The sequence below is a fragment of the Erwinia sp. CGal63 genome (assembly GCF_037026505.1).
Classification (GTDB): Bacteria; Pseudomonadota; Gammaproteobacteria; order Enterobacterales; family Enterobacteriaceae; genus Erwinia.
This window is the reverse complement of the sequence record NZ_JAKUMN010000006.1, coordinates 54,924-72,665: the sequence shown is the minus strand read 5'-3', so window position 1 is coordinate 72,665 and position 17,742 is coordinate 54,924. Positions and strand designations below refer to the sequence as shown.

Below are 17,742 nucleotides of genomic sequence, written 5' to 3'. Positions count from 1 at the left end.
AGTTAATCAAAATAGGTTGTTATTCAGTAACCGCCGGATAATTTGCTCGCGGCGGGCAGAAATAAATTAATAACTACTGCTGTGCCGGGTAAAGGCCTTGTTGATCCATCCACTCGATAACCTCGGCTGGCAGCACTCCTTCGCAGGAAAGTCCGGCGCGGCGGCGTTCGCGAATCTCCGTGGCGGAGATGGGCAACAACAGGGTGTCGGCCAGAAATACCGAACCGGCAGGGGAATGATGCAGCTGCGATATCTCTTCCGTACGGTGAGTATCAAGCCAGCTTTGTTGTTCCGGCGTGCTCATTTTTTCCGCGTAACCGGGACGTTTGCATACCAGAAGATGGCAGTAATCCAGCAGTTCCTGCCAGCGATGCCATTTATGCAGCGTCAGCAGTGAATCCTGACCGATAATAAATCCCAGCGGCTGCCGCTCGCCGCGCTCCCGGCGAAGCTCGATCAGGGTATCGATAGTCCAGGAGGGCGTCTGGCGCTGCAATTCGCGCTGGTCAATATCGAACAAAGGATTACCGGCTATCGCCAGCGAAATCATTTTTATGCGTTGAGCAGGCGACGCTTCCGGTTGCGGGCGATGCGGCGGCACGTTATTGGGCAGCAGCGTGATCTTTTGCAGGCCAAGCCGGTCGGCCAGCGTTTCCGCCGGGCGAAGATGGCCATAGTGAATGGGATCGAAAGTGCCGCCGAACAGCGCCTGCAGCTTTGCGGATTCAGCCATCGCAGAAGGCCTCCGGGAAAGAGGCGGTGCAGAGCAGCAGCGACAGGGTTTCCAGCTCGTTCCAGATCGCCTGGCCATAATCCTGCTTCAGCGTCAGCTCAATGCGCGTCAGCAGGCTTATCGCCTGCGCCAGCTGTTTCGCCGTCAGCCTCTGTAGCGCTTCCGTTAACAGCGGACGCCGGTTCTGCCAGACCCGATGCTGGTCGAACAGCGTGCGCAGCGGCGTTTGCTTCATTTGCCGCTGCAGGGTCAGCAGCGTCATTAGCTCTCTTTGCAGCGTGCGCAGCAGGATCACCGGCTCGCTCTCTTCCGCTTTTAGCTGGCGCAAAATATGCTGCGCCCGCTTGCTTTTGCCGCCCAGCAGCGCGTCCACCCAGTGAAAAGGGGTAAAGTGCGCGGCGTCGTTGACCGCCTGTTCGACTCTCGGCAGCGTCAGCTTGCCGTCCGGCCAGAGCAGCGACAGGCGCTCCAGCGCCTGCGACAGCGCCAGCAGGTTGCCTTCGTAACAGTAGCAGAGCAGCTGTACCGCCGCTTCGTCCACCGCCAGTCCCATGCTTCTGGCGCGCGCGTTGACCCAGCGCGGCAGCTGCGCCTGTTCCGGCGTCTGACAGGGAACGATAACGGCGTTGGCGCTGAGCGCTTTAAACCACGCGCTGTTCTCCTGCGCTTTGGTCAGTTTTGGCGCGCGCAGCAGCAGCAGTATATCTTCATGCAGCAGCGTGGAGAGCGTCAGCAGCTTTTCGGCTATGGCGGCGTTAGCGCCGTTTTCCGGCAGCGAGAGCTGCAGCGTCTGGCGGCTGGCGAACAGGCTGAGCGCCTGACAGGTAGAGTAGATAGCGTCCCAGTCGGTTTGTTGGTCGACCACGACGCTGAAATGTTCGGTGAACCCCTGCTGCTGTGCGCTGGCGCGCACGGCGTCCTGCGACTCCTGTAGCAGCAGCGGCTCGTTGCCGCTCAGAATGTAGCAGGCGCGCAGCCCCTCGCGGAGCTGCGCGCCAAGCTGTTCAGGATAGATCCTGATCATCTGGCGTAAGAGTTATCAGGCAGAACGGAACGCGGCGAGGTTTGATCGATAGCCGGCGGCGAGTTGCCCAGCGTATTGACCGAACTGTCGTTTTCCGCCGCGTGTACGGTCAGCAGCTTACGCACCAGCTGTTGCGCCGCCTGAACGCGCATTTCGCTGACGATGATGTCCTGCTCCGAATCCTTCGCCAGCGCCGCCAGCGGGTTATCAAAGAAGGAACGATAGACCGTAGCGCTAATCGGATAGATGCCCTTATTCGGGATCAGCACCTGGGCGTTAACGGTCATCACCAGCGAATACTCGGCGGTTTTGCCATCCTGGAAGATAGACGCGGTGTCGCGGCCCTGAGTCTCCGTGCCCAGACGCAGCGACGGCACGTCTTTGCGCAGGCCTGGCTTTTCCAGAATAGTCACGTTATTCAGACGCAGCTGCTCGCGCACGGCGCGCGCCAGCGGGCCGTAAGGATCGCCTGAGTCCACAATCATGGTTTTCAGTTCGGGCGGAACCGAGGTGGTTCCGCGCAGATGATAACCACAGCCGGCGGTCAGCAGCACCAGACCAGCGATAAACAGCGAGATAATATGTCGCACTCTTCCTCCCGACATTAACCCACGACCAGGTTAAGCAGCTTGCCCTGAACGTAAATCACTTTGCGAATGGTGACGCCGTCCAGGTATTTTGCGACCAGGTGCTCCTGAGCGGCGCGCGCCTGTACCTGTTCCTGAGTAGCATCCGCCGGCACGGTGATTTTACCGCGAACCTTGCCGTTGACCTGAACCACCACCAGCAGAGAATCCTCTACCATAGCGGCTTCATCAGCCTGCGGCCACGGCGCGTTGTCTACTTCGCCTTCGCCGCCCAGCGCTTCCCACAGCGTGAAGCAGGCGTGCGGCGTAAACGGATAGAGCATACGCACAACCGCCAGCAGCGCTTCGTGCATCAGCGCGCGATCCTGTTCGCTCTCCTGCGGCGCGCGCGCCAGCTTATTCATCAGCTCCATGATCGCGGCGATGGCGGTGTTAAAGGTCTGACGACGACCGATATCGTCCGAGACTTTGGAGATGGTTTTGTGCAGATCGCGACGCAGCGCCTTCTGCTCCTCATTCAGGTCGTTCAGATCCAGCGCGCCAGCCGGGCCTTTCGCGGTATGTTCATAAACCAGTTTCCAGACGCGTTTCAGGAAGCGGTTAGCGCCTTCCACGCCAGATTCCTGCCACTCCAGCGTCATTTCCGCCGGGGAAGCGAACATCATAAACAGGCGTACGGTGTCCGCGCCGTAGCGCTCTACCATGACCTGTGGGTCGATGCCGTTGTTCTTCGACTTCGACATTTTGCTCATGCCCGCATAGACCAGCTCGTGGCCCGCTGCATCGGTAGCCTTCACGATGCGGCCTTTCTCGTCGCGCTCTACGGTAACGTCAACCGGCGACACCCAGTTGCGCTCGCCGTTGGCGCCCAGCCAGTAGAAGGCGTCGGCCAGCACCATACCCTGACAAAGCAGGCGTTTGGCCGGCTCGTTGGAGGTGACCAGGCCAGCGTCGCGCAGCAGCTTGTGGAAGAAGCGGAAGTAGAGCAGGTGCATAATCGCATGCTCAATGCCGCCTACATACTGATCGACCGGCAGCCAGTAGTTAGCCGCTGCCGGGTCCAGCATGCCTTTATCAAAATCCGGACAGGTGTAGCGCGCGTAGTACCAGGAGGACTCCATAAAGGTGTCGAAGGTATCGGTTTCACGCAGCGCCGGCTGACCGTTAACGGTGGTCTTCGCCCACTCGGGATCGGCTTTGATTGGGCTGGTGATGCCGTCCATAGCAACATCTTCCGGCAGGATGACCGGCAGCTGGTCTTCCGGCGTCGGCATCACCGTGCCGTCTTCCAGCGTCACCATAGGAATTGGCGCGCCCCAGTAGCGCTGACGGGAAACGCCCCAGTCGCGCAGACGGTAGTTGACTTTGCGTACGCCTACGCCTTTGTCCGCCAGCCTGTTGGCGATGGCGTTAAAGCCTTCTTCATAAGAAAGGCCGTCGAATTCGCCGGAGTTAAACAGCGTGCCTTTTTCAGTCATCGCCGCCGCGTTCAGGTCAGGCTCGCTGCCGTCGGCGTTAAGGATGACCGGCTTCACCGGCAGATCGTATTTGGTGGCGAACTCCCAGTCGCGCTGGTCGTGGCCCGGCACGGCCATCACGGCACCGGTGCCATATTCCATCAGCACGAAGTTGGCGACCCACACCGGCAGCTGCTCGCCGGTTAATGGATGCGTGGCGAACAGACCTGTCGCCATGCCTTTTTTCTCCATCGTCGCCATATCGGCTTCGGCGACTTTGGTGTTGCGGCATTCGGCGATGAAATCCGCCAGCGCAGGATTGTTGACCGAGGCCTGGATTGCCAGCGGATGACCCGCGGCCACGGCCAGGTAGGTCGCGCCCATAAAGGTGTCCGGACGCGTGGTGTAAACGGTCAGCTTCTCTTCGCTGTCGGCGACGTCAAAGGTGATTTCCACGCCCTCGGAACGGCCAATCCAGTTGCGCTGCATGGTTTTAACCTGCTCAGGCCAGCTTTCCAGCGTGTCCAGGTCGTTTAACAGCTCGTCGGCGTAGGCGGTGATTTTGATAAACCACTGCGGGATCTCTTTACGCTCTACCTTGCTGTCGCAGCGCCAGCAGCAGCCGTCGATAACCTGCTCGTTAGCCAGTACGGTCTGATCGTTCGGACACCAGTTGACGGCGGAGGTCTTTTTGTACACCAGACCTTTTTCATAGAGCTTAGTAAAGAACCACTGCTCCCAGCGATAGTATTCCGGCTGGCAGGTAGCCAGTTCACGGCTCCAGTCGTAGCCAAAACCCAGCAGCTTGAGCTGGTTTTTCATGTAGGCAATGTTGTCGTAAGTCCATGGCGCGGGCGCGGTGTTGTTTTTTACCGCGGCGCCTTCGGCCGGCAGGCCAAACGCATCCCAGCCGATCGGCTGCAGGACATTTTTGCCCAGCATACGCTGGTAGCGGGAGATAACGTCGCCGATGGTGTAGTTACGCACGTGGCCCATATGTAGGCGGCCGGAAGGATAGGGCAGCATGGAGAGGCAGTAATATTTCTCTTTACCTTCCTCTTCGGTGACTTTAAAAGTTTGCTTCTCGTCCCAGTGCTGTTGAACACGGGATTCTATCTCTTCCGGGCGATATTGCTCTTGCATGGCGGCCAGTGGTCCTTTTTAAATAACGCCGGGCACCTGGTGAGACGCGCCGGGCTTCATGTTCATTCAGATCCGCATAGCATAGCCGATTCGCCCCCGGCGCAACAACAGTAACCGCCCTGACGACGGGCATTTCTCTGCAAGCTGGAAGACGGCAGGCAAATTTCGCTGTCATCCCGCTGCAATAATGCGATTAGCGCTAAACTGAAAGAAGCGAATGTCGGCATGCTCAGGAGATAAAATGAACAAGGTTGCTCAGTATTATCGTGAACTGGTTTCCTCTTTGACGGAGAGAATTAACAGAGGCGAGCATGATATTGATGCTCTGGTGGAAGCTGCGCGGCAGCGAATGAACAATCGCGGCGAGCTGACCCGTAGCCAGATTGACGACGTCGCCCGCGCCGTGCGCCGCGATCTGGAGGAGTTCGCCCGTAGCTATACGGAAAATCAGCAGGATACCGGCGACAGCGTCTTTATGCGGGTGATCCGTGAAAGCGTCTGGAAAGAGCTGGCGGACATCACGGATAAGAGCCAGCTGGAGTGGCGCGAGGTTTTTCAGGATCTGAATCATCATGGCGTCTATCAGAGCGGCGAAGTGGTGGGATTGGGCAATCTGGTCTGCGAAAAGTGTCAGTTTACCCGCGCTATCTATACGCCGGAGACGCTGACGCGCTGCCCGGAGTGCGGCAACGATCAGTTTCAGCGGCAGGCTTTCGAGCCGTAGCTCGTCTGATTGCTAAAAGGTGTCTGATGATCTGAATTTCAGCTGGCGAACGCTAATTCAGGCAGGTATAGCAAGGAGAGAAAGTAAGGGACTTTGTGACCGCAGATTTCAGCGAGAAAAGGCAGAGCAGTGCTCTGCCTTAACACTATCAGTGCAGAATTTTCGCCAGGAAATCTTTTGCGCGGTCGGACTGCGGATTATTAAAGAAGTCATCTTTCGGCGAATCTTCGATGATCTTTCCCTCATCCATAAAGATCACGCGGTTAGCCACTTTGCGGGCGAAGCCCATCTCGTGCGTCACCACCATCATCGTCATGCCTTCATTCGCCAGCTCGACCATAACATCCAGTACTTCGTTGATCATTTCCGGGTCAAGCGCGGAGGTCGGCTCGTCAAACAGCATGGCGACAGGGTCCATACAGAGCGCGCGCGCAATCGCCACGCGCTGCTGCTGACCGCCGGAAAGCTGGCCAGGATGCTTGTTGGCGTGCGCGGAAAGCCCTACGCGCTCCAGCAGCTTCAGGCCTTTCTGCCGTGCTTCCTCTTTATTTCGCTTCAGCACTTTTACCTGCGCCAGCGTCAGGTTTTCGACGATGGTCAGATGCGGAAAAAGCTCGAAGTGTTGGAAAACCATGCCAACCTTTGAGCGCAGCTTCGCCAGATTGGTTTTTTTCTCGTTAACCGCCGTGCCGTTAACTGCGATGGTGCCCTGTTGCACAGGCTCCAGGCCGTTAACCGTTTTAATCAGCGTCGACTTGCCGGAGCCGGAAGGGCCGCAAACCACCACTACTTCGCCTTTTTTAACCTCGGTAGAGCAGTCGGTCAGCACCTGAAAGTGACCATACCACTTAGAAACGTTTTTCAGGGTAATCATTTAAACTGTCCTTTTTTTCTTCAGATAGCTGACCAGAAGCGAAGCGCTAAGGCTGATAACAAAGTAAACCGCGCCGGCAAACAGCACCATTTCGATCTCGGTACCGTTGTTAATACCTATGGTGTCGGCGGTGCGGAAGAAGTCGGCAAGGCTGAGCACATAAACCAGGGAGGTATCCTGAAACAGCACTATGCCCTGGGTAAGCAGCAGCGGCACCATAGCGCGAAACGCCTGCGGCAGGATAATCAGCTGCATCGCCTGCCACTGCGTCATACCCAGCGCCAGCGCGGCGTTGCCCTGGCCGCGAGCGATGCTCAGAATGCCCGCGCGAATAATTTCCGAATAGTAGGCAGCTTCGAACAGGGCAAAAGCCACCATAGCGGAGATCAGGCGGATGTCGGTTTTCGGCGAAATCCCTAATACCTGCTGCAGGAAGCTGGGTACCACCAGATAGAACCACAGCAACACCATCACCAGCGGTACGGAGCGGAACAGGTTAACGTAGAGTTTGGCGAACCAGCTGACAGGTTTAAAGCTCGACAGCCGCATCACGGCCAGCAGCGTTCCCCAGAGAATGCCGAACACTACGGCGACGGCAGTAATCTTCAGCGTGATAATCATGCCGTTAATCAGATAAGGCAGATTGGGAACGATGGTGCTCCAGTCAAATTCGTACATTATTTGCCTCCCATGCTGCCGGGCAGGCGCACTTTGCGTTCCACCAGGCTCATCAGCAGCATGATGACCGCGTTGATGGCGATATAGGCTACGGTGATGGCGGTAAAGGATTCATAGGCGTGCGCCGAGTAGTCCAGCAGTTTGCCTGCCTGCGCCGCCATATCAACCAGCCCGATAGTGGAAGCGATAGCGGAGTTTTTTACCAGGTTAAGCATTTCTGACGTCATCGGCGGTACGATCACCCGGTAGGCGTTAGGCAGCAGCACGTAGCGGTAGGTTTGCGGCAGCGTCAGCCCCATCGCCAGCCCGGCGTTTTTCTGGCCGCGCGGCAGCGACTGGATGGCGGCGCGTACCTGTTCGCAAACGCGAGCGGCGGTAAAAAGGCCGAGGCAGAGCACCGAACAGGTAAAAAACTGTACGTTGGGATCGAGCTCTGATTTAAACCACATGCCGATGCTTTCCGGCAGCAGTTCCGGCACCACCAGGTACCAGATAAAGAATTGCACGATCAGCGGTACGTTGCGGAACAGCTCTACATAACAGGTGCCGATAGCGGAAAGTCCGCGATGAGGCACGGTGCGCAGGATGCCGAACAGCGAGCCGACCAGAAGGGCGATAACCCAGGCGCAAACTGAGACAGCGAGGGTGACCTGAAAGCCTGACCACAGCCATCCCAGATAGGTAGTGTTGCCGAACGGAGCCTGCTGCAGAAAAATGCCCCAGTTCCAATCAATTGACATAAGTCACTCCGGTAGAAAAAAGGGTAGCCGGGCTACCCTGAAGATTGATGAAAGGCGTGTTCGTCACGGGGAACGACCGTGGCGAACCTCAGCCCGAATGTCGACGTCGTTGCGTCGCGCTGTTCAGGCCGCTGTCTGTCCTTGCCCGGGTTCAACAATCAAAGGCGGCGTACCGCCCTTATTCTTGTTATTAAAGTGCCTTGTCGTTCGGCGTTTTGAACGTAGCTTTCATATCGTCAGAGAGCGCGAAGTTCATATTCAGGTTTTTCGGCGGAATAGGCTGGGTAAACCATTTATCGAACCACTTCGTCGCTTCGCCGGAAGTCTGCGCTTTAGCGATGGTGTCATCCATCAGCTGCTTAAAGCCGGTATCGCCTTTGCGTAACATGCAGCCGTAGGCCTCTTTCGACTGTGGCGTACCGACGATCTCCCAGTTATCCGGCTTTTTGGCCTTGGCGCGTTCGCCAGCCAGCAGCGCGTCATCCATCATAAAGGCCACGGCGCGGCCGCTTTCCAGGGTACGGAACGAATCGCCGTGATCTTTGGCGCTGATGATGCGCATGTCCATTTTCTTCTCGTCGTTAAGCTTATGCAGCAGAATTTCGGAAGTGGTGCCGGAGGTCACGACGACGGTTTTGCCTTTCAGATCCGGGAAATCTTTAATCGGGCTGCCTTTTTTCACCAGCAGACGCGTGCCGATGACAAAAATCGTATTGGAGAAGGCGGCCTGCTGCTGACGTTCCGCATTGTTGGTGGTAGAGCCGCACTCGAAATCATAGGTGCCGTTTTGCAGCAGAGGAATGCGGTTCTGCGAGGTGATCGGCAGCATTTTTACCTGCAGATCGGGCTTGTTGAGTTTAGCCTTGATCGCCGCCACGATGGCGTTGGAGTAGTCCTGCGAATAGCCGACCACTTTTTGCTGATTGTCATAGTAAGAGAAAGGCACGGAAGATTCGCGGTGCCCAACGACGATAACGCCATTTTTAGCGATTTTATCCAGCGTATTTTGCGGTGCGTCGTCTGCGTGAACCACGGCGGAGGACAGGCCAGCCAGTGCCAGCAGGCAAAGCCCAGTTTTCCGAAATTTCATCTCCAACTCCTTCGTTGTAAAGCGCCATAACGGTGCGCTGATTTTGATGTTGTGTTTGTCATCGCTTTTGTTTTGTCTGTCGCTGCCGGAGCCGCGCCGGATAGCCTTAACATAGCTGAATGTTAACGTTATGAAACAATAAAGTTTCTATTTTGCGAAGCGCGCCGCACCAAAATAAAGCATCCCGAAAAGTGCTGCCCATTAACAGCGCAGGGCGCGGGCATTTATGGTGCGTCTCCGGCTAATCGGTCGCTGCAGGCCGACGGTTCAGCGTTGTCTCAGAGATAATTGCAATCGCCATGCCAGATTTTTTCAGATGGTTTAATGTGGGTGGTTTTCAGCCGTAAAAGGTTCTGAAGCGGCAAGAAAAAAGCGCCGCAATGCGGCGCTGAAGAGAAGAGGAGAATGCGGTGTTTTGACGCTAGCGGCGTTTTCGCCAGCCGGTAAGCAGGGCGGCTGCGGCGAATAGCGCGGAGACAATCCACACCGTCCAGTTACCGAAACGCGCATAAGGCGTCAGGCCGCGGGTTGGCGTTACATCGGTGGCCAGCACGCCCGGGACAAACTGCGGAATCATCTCTTTCGCGCTGCCGTCCGCGTTAATCACTGCGGTTACGCCGTTATTGGTATCGCGCAGCAGCGGACGGCCCAGCTCCAGCGCGCGCATACGCGCCATTTGCAAGTGCTGCCACGGGCCGATGGAGTGGCCGAACCAGGCGTCGTTAGAGATGGTCAGCAGGAAATCGGTATCGGGACGGAAATTGTCCCGCAGCTGCTGGCCCAGCACGATCTCATAACAGATGGCCGCCGTCAGCCTGTAGCCGCCAGCCTGCAGCTGCGGCTGCAGATAGTCGCCGCGGCTGAACGAAGACATCGGCAGATCGAAGAACGGCGCCAGCGGACGCAGCAGCGCTTCCAGCGGCACAAATTCGCCAAAAGGCACCAGATGATTTTTCTGATAGCGGCTGCCGTTTTCGTAGCTGTAAGGGTTTTTGTCACCCAGCACGATAATCGAGTTGTAATCGTGATAGCGATTATTTTCCAGTCGTGAATCGACAATGCCGGTAATCAGGCTGCTGCCCTGCGAACGCAGCTCGCGGTCAATGGTTTGCAGGAAAGGCTGCTGGTTGGTTTCCAGATCCGGGATCGCCGATTCCGGCCAGATAATCAGCGGCGCATTGTTAACGTAAGGCCGACTCAGCGAGGTATAGGTTCGCAGCGTATTGATCAGCTGATTGGGGTCCCACTTCAGCGACTGCGCAATATTGCCCTGTACCAGCGCGACTTTTACCGTGCGCTCGGGCTGCGGCTGATACCAGCCAATCATGCGCAGCGGCCAGGGCAGCAGCAGCAGCGCCAGCGCGCCAACCGCCGCCATCCAGCGACGAGCAGCGAACGCCCAGACTATCAGCCCGGCGACGAGGGTTAACGCAAAAGTAATGCCTTCCACGCCGATCAGCGGCCCCAGGCCTTTCAGCGGCCCGTCAATCTGGCTGTAGCCAAACTGCAGCCAGGGAAAGCCGGTAAGAATCCAACCGCGCAAAAACTCGGTGATTTGCCACAACACGGGCGCGGCCAGCGCCAGGCGCGTCAGTGAGGTTTTAGGGAATAACCGGTTAAGCAGGGCGGCGAACAGCATAGGGTAAAGCGAGAGATAAGCCGCCAACAACACCACTAAAAAGACGTTGACCGCACCGGGCATACCGCCAAAGGTGGCGATGCTGACGTAAACCCAGTTGACGCCGCTGCCGAACAGGCCGAAGCCCCAGACGAAACCGATAGCGGTCGCCTGACGGGTCGATCGATTCAGGGTCAGCGCCAGCAGGCCGCAAAGCGATATCAGCGCGGCTGGCCAGAAGTCGTAAGGCGAAAACGCCAGGGTGCCAGCGGCACCCGTCAGCAGCGCTAAAAGCAGGCGAACCCGCTGGCGCTGGTATAAAGAGGCAATAGCCATAGGGGAGTTATTCTTCCAGTATCGGTTGCGTCGCGTTTTCCGGAATTCTGACATGCACCTGAATAATACGGCGGCTGTCGGCCATCGCGACCTTGAACTGGTAGCCCTCGATCTCGATGCTTTCGCCGCGCGCCGGCAGATGACCGAACGCCTGCATAACCAGGCCGCCGATGGTATCCACCTCTTCGTCGCTGAAGTGCGTTTCAAAGACTTCGTTGAAATCTTCAATCGGCGTCAGGGCGCGAATAGTGTAGGTGTGGCGGCTCAGCTGGCGAATATCGCGATCTTCTTCATCGTCATATTCGTCTTCGATCTCGCCGACAATCAGCTCCAGAATATCCTCGATAGTCACCAGGCCGGAGACGCCGCCGAATTCGTCGATCACTATCGCCATATGGTAGCGCTGCGAACGGAACTCTTTCAGCATGCGATCGACGCGCTTGCTTTCCGGCACCACTACCGCCGGACGCAGCACTTTTTCGATGCTGAACGGGGCGGACTCGCTGCTCATAAACGGCAGCAAATCCTTCGCCATCAGAATGCCTTCGACATGATCCTTATCTTCGCTGATCACTGGAAAGCGAGAGTGAGCGGATTCGATAATGGTATCCAGGCACTCGTCGAGCGACTGGTTGCGCTTTAGCGTCACCATCTGCGAGCGCGGGATCATAATATCGCGCACGCGCTGCTCGGCGATATCCATGACCCCTTCGAGCATATCGCGGGTATCCTGGTCTATCAGCTCGTTCTGCTCGGAATCGCGGATCAGCTCCAGCAGATCGTCGCGATTTTTGGGCTCACCGTGAAACAGCTGGTTGAGGATAAGGGTAAAAAATCCCTTTTTACTACTGGGGGCGTCGTTGTTCTGTGAATGGTCATCGCTCATGGCGTTTTTGTTTCTGTCACTCTTGTTGAGATAAAAGGTGTCCCTTCCGATACGGAAGGGACGCGGTTTAGAACTCTTTCTCCGAAATGTACGGGTCGGCATAACCAAGAGCAAGCATTATCTCTGTCTCGATCGCCTCCATCTCTTCGGCTTCATCATCTTCGATATGGTCGTAGCCCAGCAGATGGAGGCTGCCGTGCACCACCATATGCGCCCAGTGCGCCAGCAGCGGCTTCTCCTGCTCAAGGGCTTCGCGTTCCACCACCTGGCGGCAGATAATCAGATCGCCCAGCAGCGGCAGCTCGATGCCCGGCGGCGCTTCAAAAGGGAACGACAGCACGTTGGTGGGCTTGTCCTTGCTGCGATAGGTGTGATTCAGCTCGCGGCTTTCCGCTTCGTCCACCAGGCGGATCGTTACCTCGCTCTCTGCCTGAAACTGCGGCAGTACCGCTTCCAGCCAGCGCTGAAAATCCGCTTCGGCCGGCAAGCCTTCCGGCTGTTCGCACGCCAGCTGTAAATCCAGTATTACGGTACTCATTTCTGCTCCTGCGCGGCCTGCTGTAGCGCCAGCGCCTCGCGTTTACGTTCTTCTGCCAGCGCGTCGCGGCGCTTCTGATCTGCGGCTTCCCAGGCTTCATAAGCGATAACCACACGGGCGACCACGGGATGGCGCACGACGTCCTCGCTATGGAAGAAGTTAAAGCTGATCTCTTCTACCTCGGCCAGCACTTCGATTGCGTGGCGCAGACCCGACTTCAGGTTGCGCGGCAGGTCAATCTGCGTGACGTCGCCGGTGATCACCGCTTTAGAGTTAAAGCCGATGCGCGTCAGAAACATCTTCATCTGTTCGATGGTGGTGTTCTGGCTTTCATCAAGAATGATAAAAGCGTCGTTCAGCGTGCGGCCGCGCATATAGGCCAGCGGCGCGACTTCGATCACGTTGCGCTCGATTAGCTTTTCGACGCGCTCAAAGCCGAGCATTTCAAACAGGGCGTCATACAGCGGACGCAGATAAGGGTCGACCTTCTGGCTCAGATCGCCGGGCAGAAAGCCCAGCTTCTCGCCCGCTTCCACTGCCGGACGCGTCAGCAGAATACGGCGCACTTCCTGACGTTCCAGCGCGTCTACCGCAGCTGCCACTGCCAGGTAAGTTTTGCCTGTACCGGCCGGCCCGATACCAAAGGTGATATCGTGATCCAGCATATTGGCGACGTACTGCGCCTGGTTAGGCGTGCGCGGTTTAATAACGCCGCGTTTGGTCTTGATGGTGACCGCTTTGCCATATTCCGGCACGCTGTCGGCCGACTGCTCCAGTACCCGGCTCTCTTTGATCGCCAGGTGAATCTGCTCGGGATCAATATCCTGAATATGGCCGCGCATGGGCGCCGTATCCACATAGAGATCGCGCAGAATATGGATGGCCGCTTCCACAATCAGCGACTTTCCGGTCAGCTTAAAAGCGTTGTCGCGACGATTGATCTCAATGCCTAATCGACGCTCCAGCTGCTTGATATTATCGTCGAACGGGCCGCACAGGCTCAGCAGACGCTGGTTATCGGCAGGATCTAAAGTGATTTCGCGTGTTTCAATATTCAAACTAATCCTTTGGGTCGCTCAGGGCCAGTTGAGGATGGCTTTTCACAGGCTGGTCAGCCGGTAAAGGCGTGACCATACAGGAATTATTTATGGCTGCGCCCTAATACGCAAGCGCAGTTGATGATATTTGGGCACAGTGCGCAGAAAGCAAGCCGCGTACGCGTTTTCAGGCGGCGAAGCTGTGAGATTCGCCGCAAATATTCGGTGGGATTAAGGCTGGAAGAGGCCGACGCCCAGCTCGTTTTCCTTGCGGGTACGAGCGATAACGGAAGCCGGAGATTCGATGGCGCGCAGGCCCATCTCATCTTCAGTGCGCACTACTTTGCCGCGCAGAGAGTTGGTGTAGACGTCGACAATCTCTACATCAACAAACTTGCCGATCATCTCTGGCGTGCCTTCGAAGTTCACCACGCGGTTGTTTTCCGTACGGCCGGACAGCTCCATCACGTTCTTACGCGAGGTGCCTTCCACCAGAATACGCTGCACGGTGCCCAGCATCCGGCGGCTCCACGCCATCGCCTGCTGATTGATGCGATCCTGCAGGATCCACAGGCGCTGCTTTTTCTCTTCTTCCGGCACGTCGTCCGGCAGATCCGCAGCCGGCGTTCCCGGACGGGCGGAATAGATAAAGCTATAGCTGGTGTCGAAATTGACTTCGCCGACCAGCTTCATGGTCTGCTCGAAATCCTGCTGGGTTTCGCCAGGGAAGCCGATGATAAAGTCTGAACTGATCTGGATATCCGGACGCGCCGCACGCAGCTTGCGAATAATCGCTTTATATTCCAGCGCGGTATGCGCGCGCTTCATTAGCGTCAGGATACGGTCTGCGCCGCTCTGTACCGGAAGATGCAGGAAGCTGACCAGCTCCGGCGTATCGCGATAGACCTCAATAATATCGTCGGTGAACTCAATCGGATGGCTGGTGGTAAAGCGGATGCGGTCAATGCCGTCAATCGCCGCTACCAGGCGCAGCAGGTCGGCGAAGGTACAGAGCTCGCCATCAAAGGTTTCGCCGCGATAAGCGTTGACGTTCTGCCCCAGCAGGTTAACTTCACGTACGCCCTGCGCCGCCAGCTGAGCGATTTCAAACAGGATATCGTCGCAAGGACGACTCACTTCCTCGCCGCGGGTGTAGGGCACCACGCAGAAAGTACAATACTTGTTGCAGCCTTCCATAATAGAAACAAAGGCGGTTGGGCCTTCCGCTTTCGGCTCCGGCAGGCGGTCGAATTTTTCAATCTCCGGGAAGCTGATATCGACAATCGGGCTTTTTGAGCCGCGCACGGTGTTGATCATTTCCGGCAGGCGGTGCAGCGTCTGCGGGCCGAAAACGATATCGACGAAGTGCGCGCGCTGGCGAATATGCTCGCCTTCCTGCGACGCCACGCAGCCGCCCACGCCGATGACCACATCGGGATTGCGATCCTTCAGCGTTTTCCAACGCCCAAGCTGATGGAAAACTTTTTCCTGGGCCTTTTCACGAATGGAACAGGTGTTGAGCAGCAGCACATCGGCTTCTTCCGCCACTTCCGTCAGGGAATAGCCGTGGGTGCTGTTTAACAGGTCAGCCATTTTGGATGAGTCATACTCATTCATCTGACAGCCCCAGGTTTTGATATAAAGTTTTTTCGTCATCTGGTTGCCATTTATCATGCAGGAGAGAATGCAGGGCGCGTATTGTAAAGCTTTGCTGCTGTTGTGACCAGCGTCTTACCGTTTTCTCAATGACCGCGAAAATTCCGGTACACTTAAGATAATGAAACCGGCTCGCGTACGCAAAGGCGCGCGCATGTCCAGCGGACAGGAAAAAAGAATGACAGAGACAATGCAAAAATGGGATGTCGCTATCGTGGGCGGCGGCATGGTGGGCGCGGCGCTGGCCAGCGGCCTGGCGGCTCAGGGTTTTCAGGTGACGGTGCTGGAACGCCAGGAGCCGGCGGAATTTGTAGCGGAAAGCGACCCGGATATCCGTATCTCCGCGCTGGGCGCTTCTTCGGTGGATCTGCTTAAGCAGTTAGGCGTTTGGCCTCGCGTTCAGGCGATGCGCTGCGCGCCTTATCGCAAGCTGGAAACCTGGGAGTGGCAAACGGCGCAGGTCGGCTTCGACGCCGCTTCGCTTGGCCTGCCGGAGCTGGGTTATATGGTGGAAAACAGCGTGCTGCAAAGCGCGCTCTGGCAGCAGCTGCAGCAGCAGGAAGTAACGCTGAAGTCGCCCGCGCAGCTGCAGACGCTGGAAGCCTGTAACGGCGGTTGGGCGCTAACGCTGGCGGACGGCGAAAAGCTGCACGCCAGGCTGGTGGTTGGCGCGGACGGCGCTAATTCTCAGGTACGCCAGCTGGCGGGCATCGGCATTCGCGGCTGGAACTACGCGCAGTCCTGTATGTTAATCAGCGTACGCTGCGAGCATGATGCGGGCGACTGCACCTGGCAACACTTTACGCCTGACGGGCCACGCGCTTTTTTACCGCTGTTCGACGGTTGGGCGTCGCTGGTCTGGTATGACAGTCCGGCGCGCATACGCCAGCTGCAGTCCATGCCCATGCCGCAACTGGCACAAGAGATAAAAGCACATTTTCCGGCGCGGCTGGGCAGAGTGACGCCGGTAGCCGCAGGCTCGTTCCCGCTGGTTCGTCGTCACGCCACCCGCTATGTGTTGCCGGGCCTGGCGCTGGTAGGCGATGCCGCACACACTATTAATCCGTTGGCGGGGCAGGGCGTGAATTTAGGCTATCGCGATGTAGACGCGCTGATTGACACGCTGGTTGCGTCGCGCGAGCGAGCGGAAGACTGGGCGTCAGAAAGAGTGCTGCTGCGCTATCACCGCTCGCGCTACAGAGATAATTTGCTGATGCAGAGCGGCATGGATCTTTTTTATTTCGCTTTCAGCAACCAGGCTGCGCCTTTACGCGTGTTGCGTAATTTGGGGCTGATGGCGGCGGAAAGGTCGGGCGTCCTGAAGCGGCAGGCGCTGCGCTATGCGTTGGGGCTGTAGCTGCATATATGGCTTAAGAAACAGCTCGCGGGCTTTTATAGCAAGAGGCTTTATAAAAGCCAGGGCTCGCCGGGGCCTTATCAGCTATCAGCTGGCGAAGCTTCAGATGTTGACCGGAACGGGGTTTGAGGAAAAGCAAGCAGTCAAGCTGGTGCCTGAGAGAGCGGCATTGAGGCGAAGGGAGCGATTCATTGACAGCTCTTTAATTATGCTTGGCAAGAAGTTGTTAAGTAAAGTTATCATCAGGGAATTTTCCCTGTATCAGATTATCCAGTTTGGCGTGAATGCGGTTCATTTGCGTTCGGTTGTGTTTCGCTTCGCCTTTTGCGCCAAACATATCTGCATGGTCAATCATGGTCAAAATCATTAGTACCGGATCGGCTAAACCTTCGCGCGTTTCAAAAGAGACAACCAACAGAGGATCGAACTCATGCTCATCGTCCATAACTCGCGTATGATGCAAACCAATATATAGCGGAACGACAGTGCCATCGGCTTTAAGGTGCGACTCTTTAATCCATCCGTATCGATGGCGTTCACCCTGCGAATAAACCCAAACTTCGCTGTTCTTTTCCCATAACTGCTGTAAGTCGTCTATATCCTGAAAATATGAAAGTACTACTACATCATCAAAACCGTATTCATTACTGATCGCCCGAAACAGGGCGCTGGTTTCAACGTGCGAGATCCTTCTTTTGATTGCCATGGCTTGTTCCTTCAACCCGGATCATATCTTCCTTGCCCAGTACATCTTTCATAAACTGCGCACGACGTTTTTCATAAGAATCACCTTCAATTCGCACAGATCCAGCTTTACGGGCTTTAGTTAGCATGCTTGTAAGATTTTCGGCATTTACTGGTGTAGTTTTCATGCAGCCTCCTGTTCATTTACTGGTCAAGTATACCACAGGCATAAGCATTCAAAAAAAGATGGCTTTGATAAAACCTCCGTTTGCGAGAGAGCTTCAGGATTTCACTGTTTGATACTTGCTAAACGAATTGCTCTGCCATCCGGATGCTGAAAACATACGCCAGAGCATGATTTACCAATCCTCTACCAGATAACGTTTTCTTTAGCCAACGCCGTGAGAGTCTGTAATTAGCGTGACGTTTATCCTGCGTGGCTGGGGAAGGAGAGTGGTGATACAGACGTAAAAAAGCCCGCTTGCGCGGGCTTCTTTACTTATTGGCTGGGGTGCAGGGATTCGAACCCCGGAATGCTGGTATCAGAAACCAGTGCCTTACCGCTTGGCGACACCCCAAT

At 56.4% G+C, this 17,742-nt stretch carries 17 protein-coding genes and 1 tRNA gene; 2 read left to right on the top strand and 16 right to left on the bottom strand.

Annotation, left to right across the window (positions count from 1 at the left end; translation table 11 throughout):
• Nucleotides 1-73: 73 nt before the first annotated feature.
• The 4 genes from nadD to leuS are packed head-to-tail and all read right to left on the bottom strand — an operon-like array spanning nucleotide 74 to nucleotide 4,944.
• The gene (gene nadD, locus MKZ79_RS17195; protein ID WP_336143812.1) at nucleotides 74-733 is read right to left on the bottom strand and encodes a nicotinate-nucleotide adenylyltransferase; all 660 of its coding nucleotides are present in this window, start codon (nucleotides 731-733) and stop codon (nucleotides 74-76) included.
• Nucleotides 726-1,757 carry a DNA polymerase III subunit delta gene (holA, locus tag MKZ79_RS17190; RefSeq protein ID WP_336143810.1) on the bottom strand — a complete coding sequence of 344 codons (1,032 nt, stop codon included), beginning with the start codon at nucleotides 1,755-1,757 and terminating at the stop codon, nucleotides 726-728. The genes nadD and holA overlap by 8 nt, the downstream gene beginning before the upstream one ends.
• Nucleotides 1,754-2,347 (bottom strand): LPS assembly lipoprotein LptE, encoded by a 594-nt coding sequence (lptE, locus tag MKZ79_RS17185; protein WP_336143809.1) that lies wholly within the window; start codon nucleotides 2,345-2,347, stop codon nucleotides 1,754-1,756. Before lptE ends, holA begins: the two co-directional genes overlap by 4 nt.
• A gap of 14 nt (nucleotides 2,348-2,361) precedes the next feature.
• Nucleotides 2,362-4,944, bottom strand: coding sequence for a leucine--tRNA ligase (gene leuS, locus MKZ79_RS17180; RefSeq protein ID WP_336143808.1), 2,583 nt, complete (start codon nucleotides 4,942-4,944; stop codon nucleotides 2,362-2,364).
• A gap of 241 nt (nucleotides 4,945-5,185) precedes the next feature.
• Between leuS and MKZ79_RS17175 the strand changes: the two genes are divergently transcribed.
• Nucleotides 5,186-5,668 (top strand): zinc ribbon-containing protein, encoded by a 483-nt coding sequence (locus MKZ79_RS17175; RefSeq protein WP_336143807.1) that lies wholly within the window; start codon nucleotides 5,186-5,188, stop codon nucleotides 5,666-5,668.
• 148 nt (nucleotides 5,669-5,816) lie between these two features.
• Here MKZ79_RS17175 and MKZ79_RS17170 read toward each other — a convergent pair whose 3' ends face one another.
• From MKZ79_RS17170 to miaB, 9 genes are all read right to left on the bottom strand, one after another.
• On the bottom strand, nucleotides 5,817-6,542 hold the full coding sequence (locus tag MKZ79_RS17170; protein WP_336143806.1) for an amino acid ABC transporter ATP-binding protein: 726 nt from the start codon (nucleotides 6,540-6,542) through the stop codon (nucleotides 5,817-5,819).
• Entirely contained in the window at nucleotides 6,543-7,220 is a 678-nt protein-coding gene (gene gltK / locus MKZ79_RS17165) for a glutamate/aspartate ABC transporter permease GltK (RefSeq protein WP_336143805.1), read from the bottom strand.
• Nucleotides 7,220-7,960, bottom strand: coding sequence for an amino acid ABC transporter permease (locus MKZ79_RS17160; RefSeq protein ID WP_336143804.1), 741 nt, complete (start codon nucleotides 7,958-7,960; stop codon nucleotides 7,220-7,222). The genes gltK and MKZ79_RS17160 overlap by 1 nt, the downstream gene beginning before the upstream one ends.
• 190 nt (nucleotides 7,961-8,150) lie before the next feature.
• A complete protein-coding gene (locus MKZ79_RS17155; RefSeq protein ID WP_336143803.1) occupies nucleotides 8,151-9,050 on the bottom strand; it encodes a glutamate/aspartate ABC transporter substrate-binding protein in 900 nt (299 codons plus the stop codon).
• 421 nt (nucleotides 9,051-9,471) lie between these two features.
• The gene (gene lnt / locus MKZ79_RS17150) at nucleotides 9,472-11,004 is read right to left on the bottom strand and encodes an apolipoprotein N-acyltransferase (RefSeq protein ID WP_336143802.1); all 1,533 of its coding nucleotides are present in this window, start codon (nucleotides 11,002-11,004) and stop codon (nucleotides 9,472-9,474) included.
• A 7-nt stretch (nucleotides 11,005-11,011) separates the two neighbouring features.
• Entirely contained in the window at nucleotides 11,012-11,890 is an 879-nt protein-coding gene (gene corC / locus MKZ79_RS17145; protein WP_336143800.1) for a CNNM family magnesium/cobalt transport protein CorC, read from the bottom strand.
• Nucleotides 11,891-11,957: 67 nt separating this feature from the next.
• Nucleotides 11,958-12,428 (bottom strand): rRNA maturation RNase YbeY, encoded by a 471-nt coding sequence (gene ybeY / locus MKZ79_RS17140; protein ID WP_336143799.1) that lies wholly within the window; start codon nucleotides 12,426-12,428, stop codon nucleotides 11,958-11,960.
• Complete coding sequence (locus MKZ79_RS17135) at nucleotides 12,425-13,486, bottom strand: PhoH family protein (protein WP_336143798.1); 1,062 nt, start codon at nucleotides 13,484-13,486, stop codon at nucleotides 12,425-12,427. The genes ybeY and MKZ79_RS17135 overlap by 4 nt, the downstream gene beginning before the upstream one ends.
• Before the next feature lie 210 nt (nucleotides 13,487-13,696).
• Nucleotides 13,697-15,121, bottom strand: coding sequence for a tRNA (N6-isopentenyl adenosine(37)-C2)-methylthiotransferase MiaB (miaB, locus tag MKZ79_RS17130; protein WP_336143797.1), 1,425 nt, complete (start codon nucleotides 15,119-15,121; stop codon nucleotides 13,697-13,699).
• A 178-nt stretch (nucleotides 15,122-15,299) separates the two neighbouring features.
• Between miaB and ubiF the strand changes: the two genes are divergently transcribed.
• Nucleotides 15,300-16,478: a 3-demethoxyubiquinol 3-hydroxylase gene (gene ubiF, locus MKZ79_RS17125; protein ID WP_336143796.1), complete on the top strand. Its 1,179-nt coding sequence runs from the start codon at nucleotides 15,300-15,302 to the stop codon at nucleotides 16,476-16,478.
• A gap of 226 nt (nucleotides 16,479-16,704) precedes the next feature.
• Here the strand turns inward: ubiF and MKZ79_RS17120 are convergent, their stop codons facing one another.
• From MKZ79_RS17120 to MKZ79_RS17110, 3 genes are all read right to left on the bottom strand, one after another.
• On the bottom strand, nucleotides 16,705-17,184 hold the full coding sequence (locus MKZ79_RS17120; RefSeq protein WP_336143795.1) for a hypothetical protein: 480 nt from the start codon (nucleotides 17,182-17,184) through the stop codon (nucleotides 16,705-16,707).
• Nucleotides 17,153-17,350, bottom strand: coding sequence for a hypothetical protein (locus tag MKZ79_RS17115; RefSeq protein WP_336143793.1), 198 nt, complete (start codon nucleotides 17,348-17,350; stop codon nucleotides 17,153-17,155). Before MKZ79_RS17115 ends, MKZ79_RS17120 begins: the two co-directional genes overlap by 32 nt.
• 315 nt (nucleotides 17,351-17,665) lie before the next feature.
• Nucleotides 17,666-17,740: transfer RNA gene (locus tag MKZ79_RS17110), tRNA-Gln, on the bottom strand.
• Between the last annotated feature and the right edge of the window lie 2 nt (nucleotides 17,741-17,742).

What these genes read in the sequence shown, in the direction of transcription:
- MKZ79_RS17170 (WP_336143806.1), bottom strand. Translation starts at nt 6,542, where the DNA reads ATGATTACCCTGAAAAACGTTTCTAAGTGGTATGGTCACTTTCAGGTG.
- MKZ79_RS17175 (WP_336143807.1), top strand. Translation starts at nt 5,186, where the DNA reads ATGAACAAGGTTGCTCAGTATTATCGTGAACTGGTTTCCTCTTTGACG.
- MKZ79_RS17155 (WP_336143803.1), bottom strand. Translation starts at nt 9,050, where the DNA reads ATGAAATTTCGGAAAACTGGGCTTTGCCTGCTGGCACTGGCTGGCCTG.
- corC (WP_336143800.1), bottom strand. Translation starts at nt 11,890, where the DNA reads ATGAGCGATGACCATTCACAGAACAACGACGCCCCCAGTAGTAAAAAG.
- ybeY (WP_336143799.1), bottom strand. Translation starts at nt 12,428, where the DNA reads ATGAGTACCGTAATACTGGATTTACAGCTGGCGTGCGAACAGCCGGAA.
- holA (WP_336143810.1), bottom strand. Translation starts at nt 1,757, where the DNA reads ATGATCAGGATCTATCCTGAACAGCTTGGCGCGCAGCTCCGCGAGGGG.
- MKZ79_RS17120 (WP_336143795.1), bottom strand. Translation starts at nt 17,184, where the DNA reads ATGGCAATCAAAAGAAGGATCTCGCACGTTGAAACCAGCGCCCTGTTT.
- nadD (WP_336143812.1), bottom strand. Translation starts at nt 733, where the DNA reads ATGGCTGAATCCGCAAAGCTGCAGGCGCTGTTCGGCGGCACTTTCGAT.
- miaB (WP_336143797.1), bottom strand. Translation starts at nt 15,121, where the DNA reads ATGACGAAAAAACTTTATATCAAAACCTGGGGCTGTCAGATGAATGAG.
- gltK (WP_336143805.1), bottom strand. Translation starts at nt 7,220, where the DNA reads ATGTACGAATTTGACTGGAGCACCATCGTTCCCAATCTGCCTTATCTG.
- MKZ79_RS17115 (WP_336143793.1), bottom strand. Translation starts at nt 17,350, where the DNA reads ATGAAAACTACACCAGTAAATGCCGAAAATCTTACAAGCATGCTAACT.
- lnt (WP_336143802.1), bottom strand. Translation starts at nt 11,004, where the DNA reads ATGGCTATTGCCTCTTTATACCAGCGCCAGCGGGTTCGCCTGCTTTTA.
- ubiF (WP_336143796.1), top strand. Translation starts at nt 15,300, where the DNA reads ATGACAGAGACAATGCAAAAATGGGATGTCGCTATCGTGGGCGGCGGC.
- leuS (WP_336143808.1), bottom strand. Translation starts at nt 4,944, where the DNA reads ATGCAAGAGCAATATCGCCCGGAAGAGATAGAATCCCGTGTTCAACAG.
- MKZ79_RS17160 (WP_336143804.1), bottom strand. Translation starts at nt 7,960, where the DNA reads ATGTCAATTGATTGGAACTGGGGCATTTTTCTGCAGCAGGCTCCGTTC.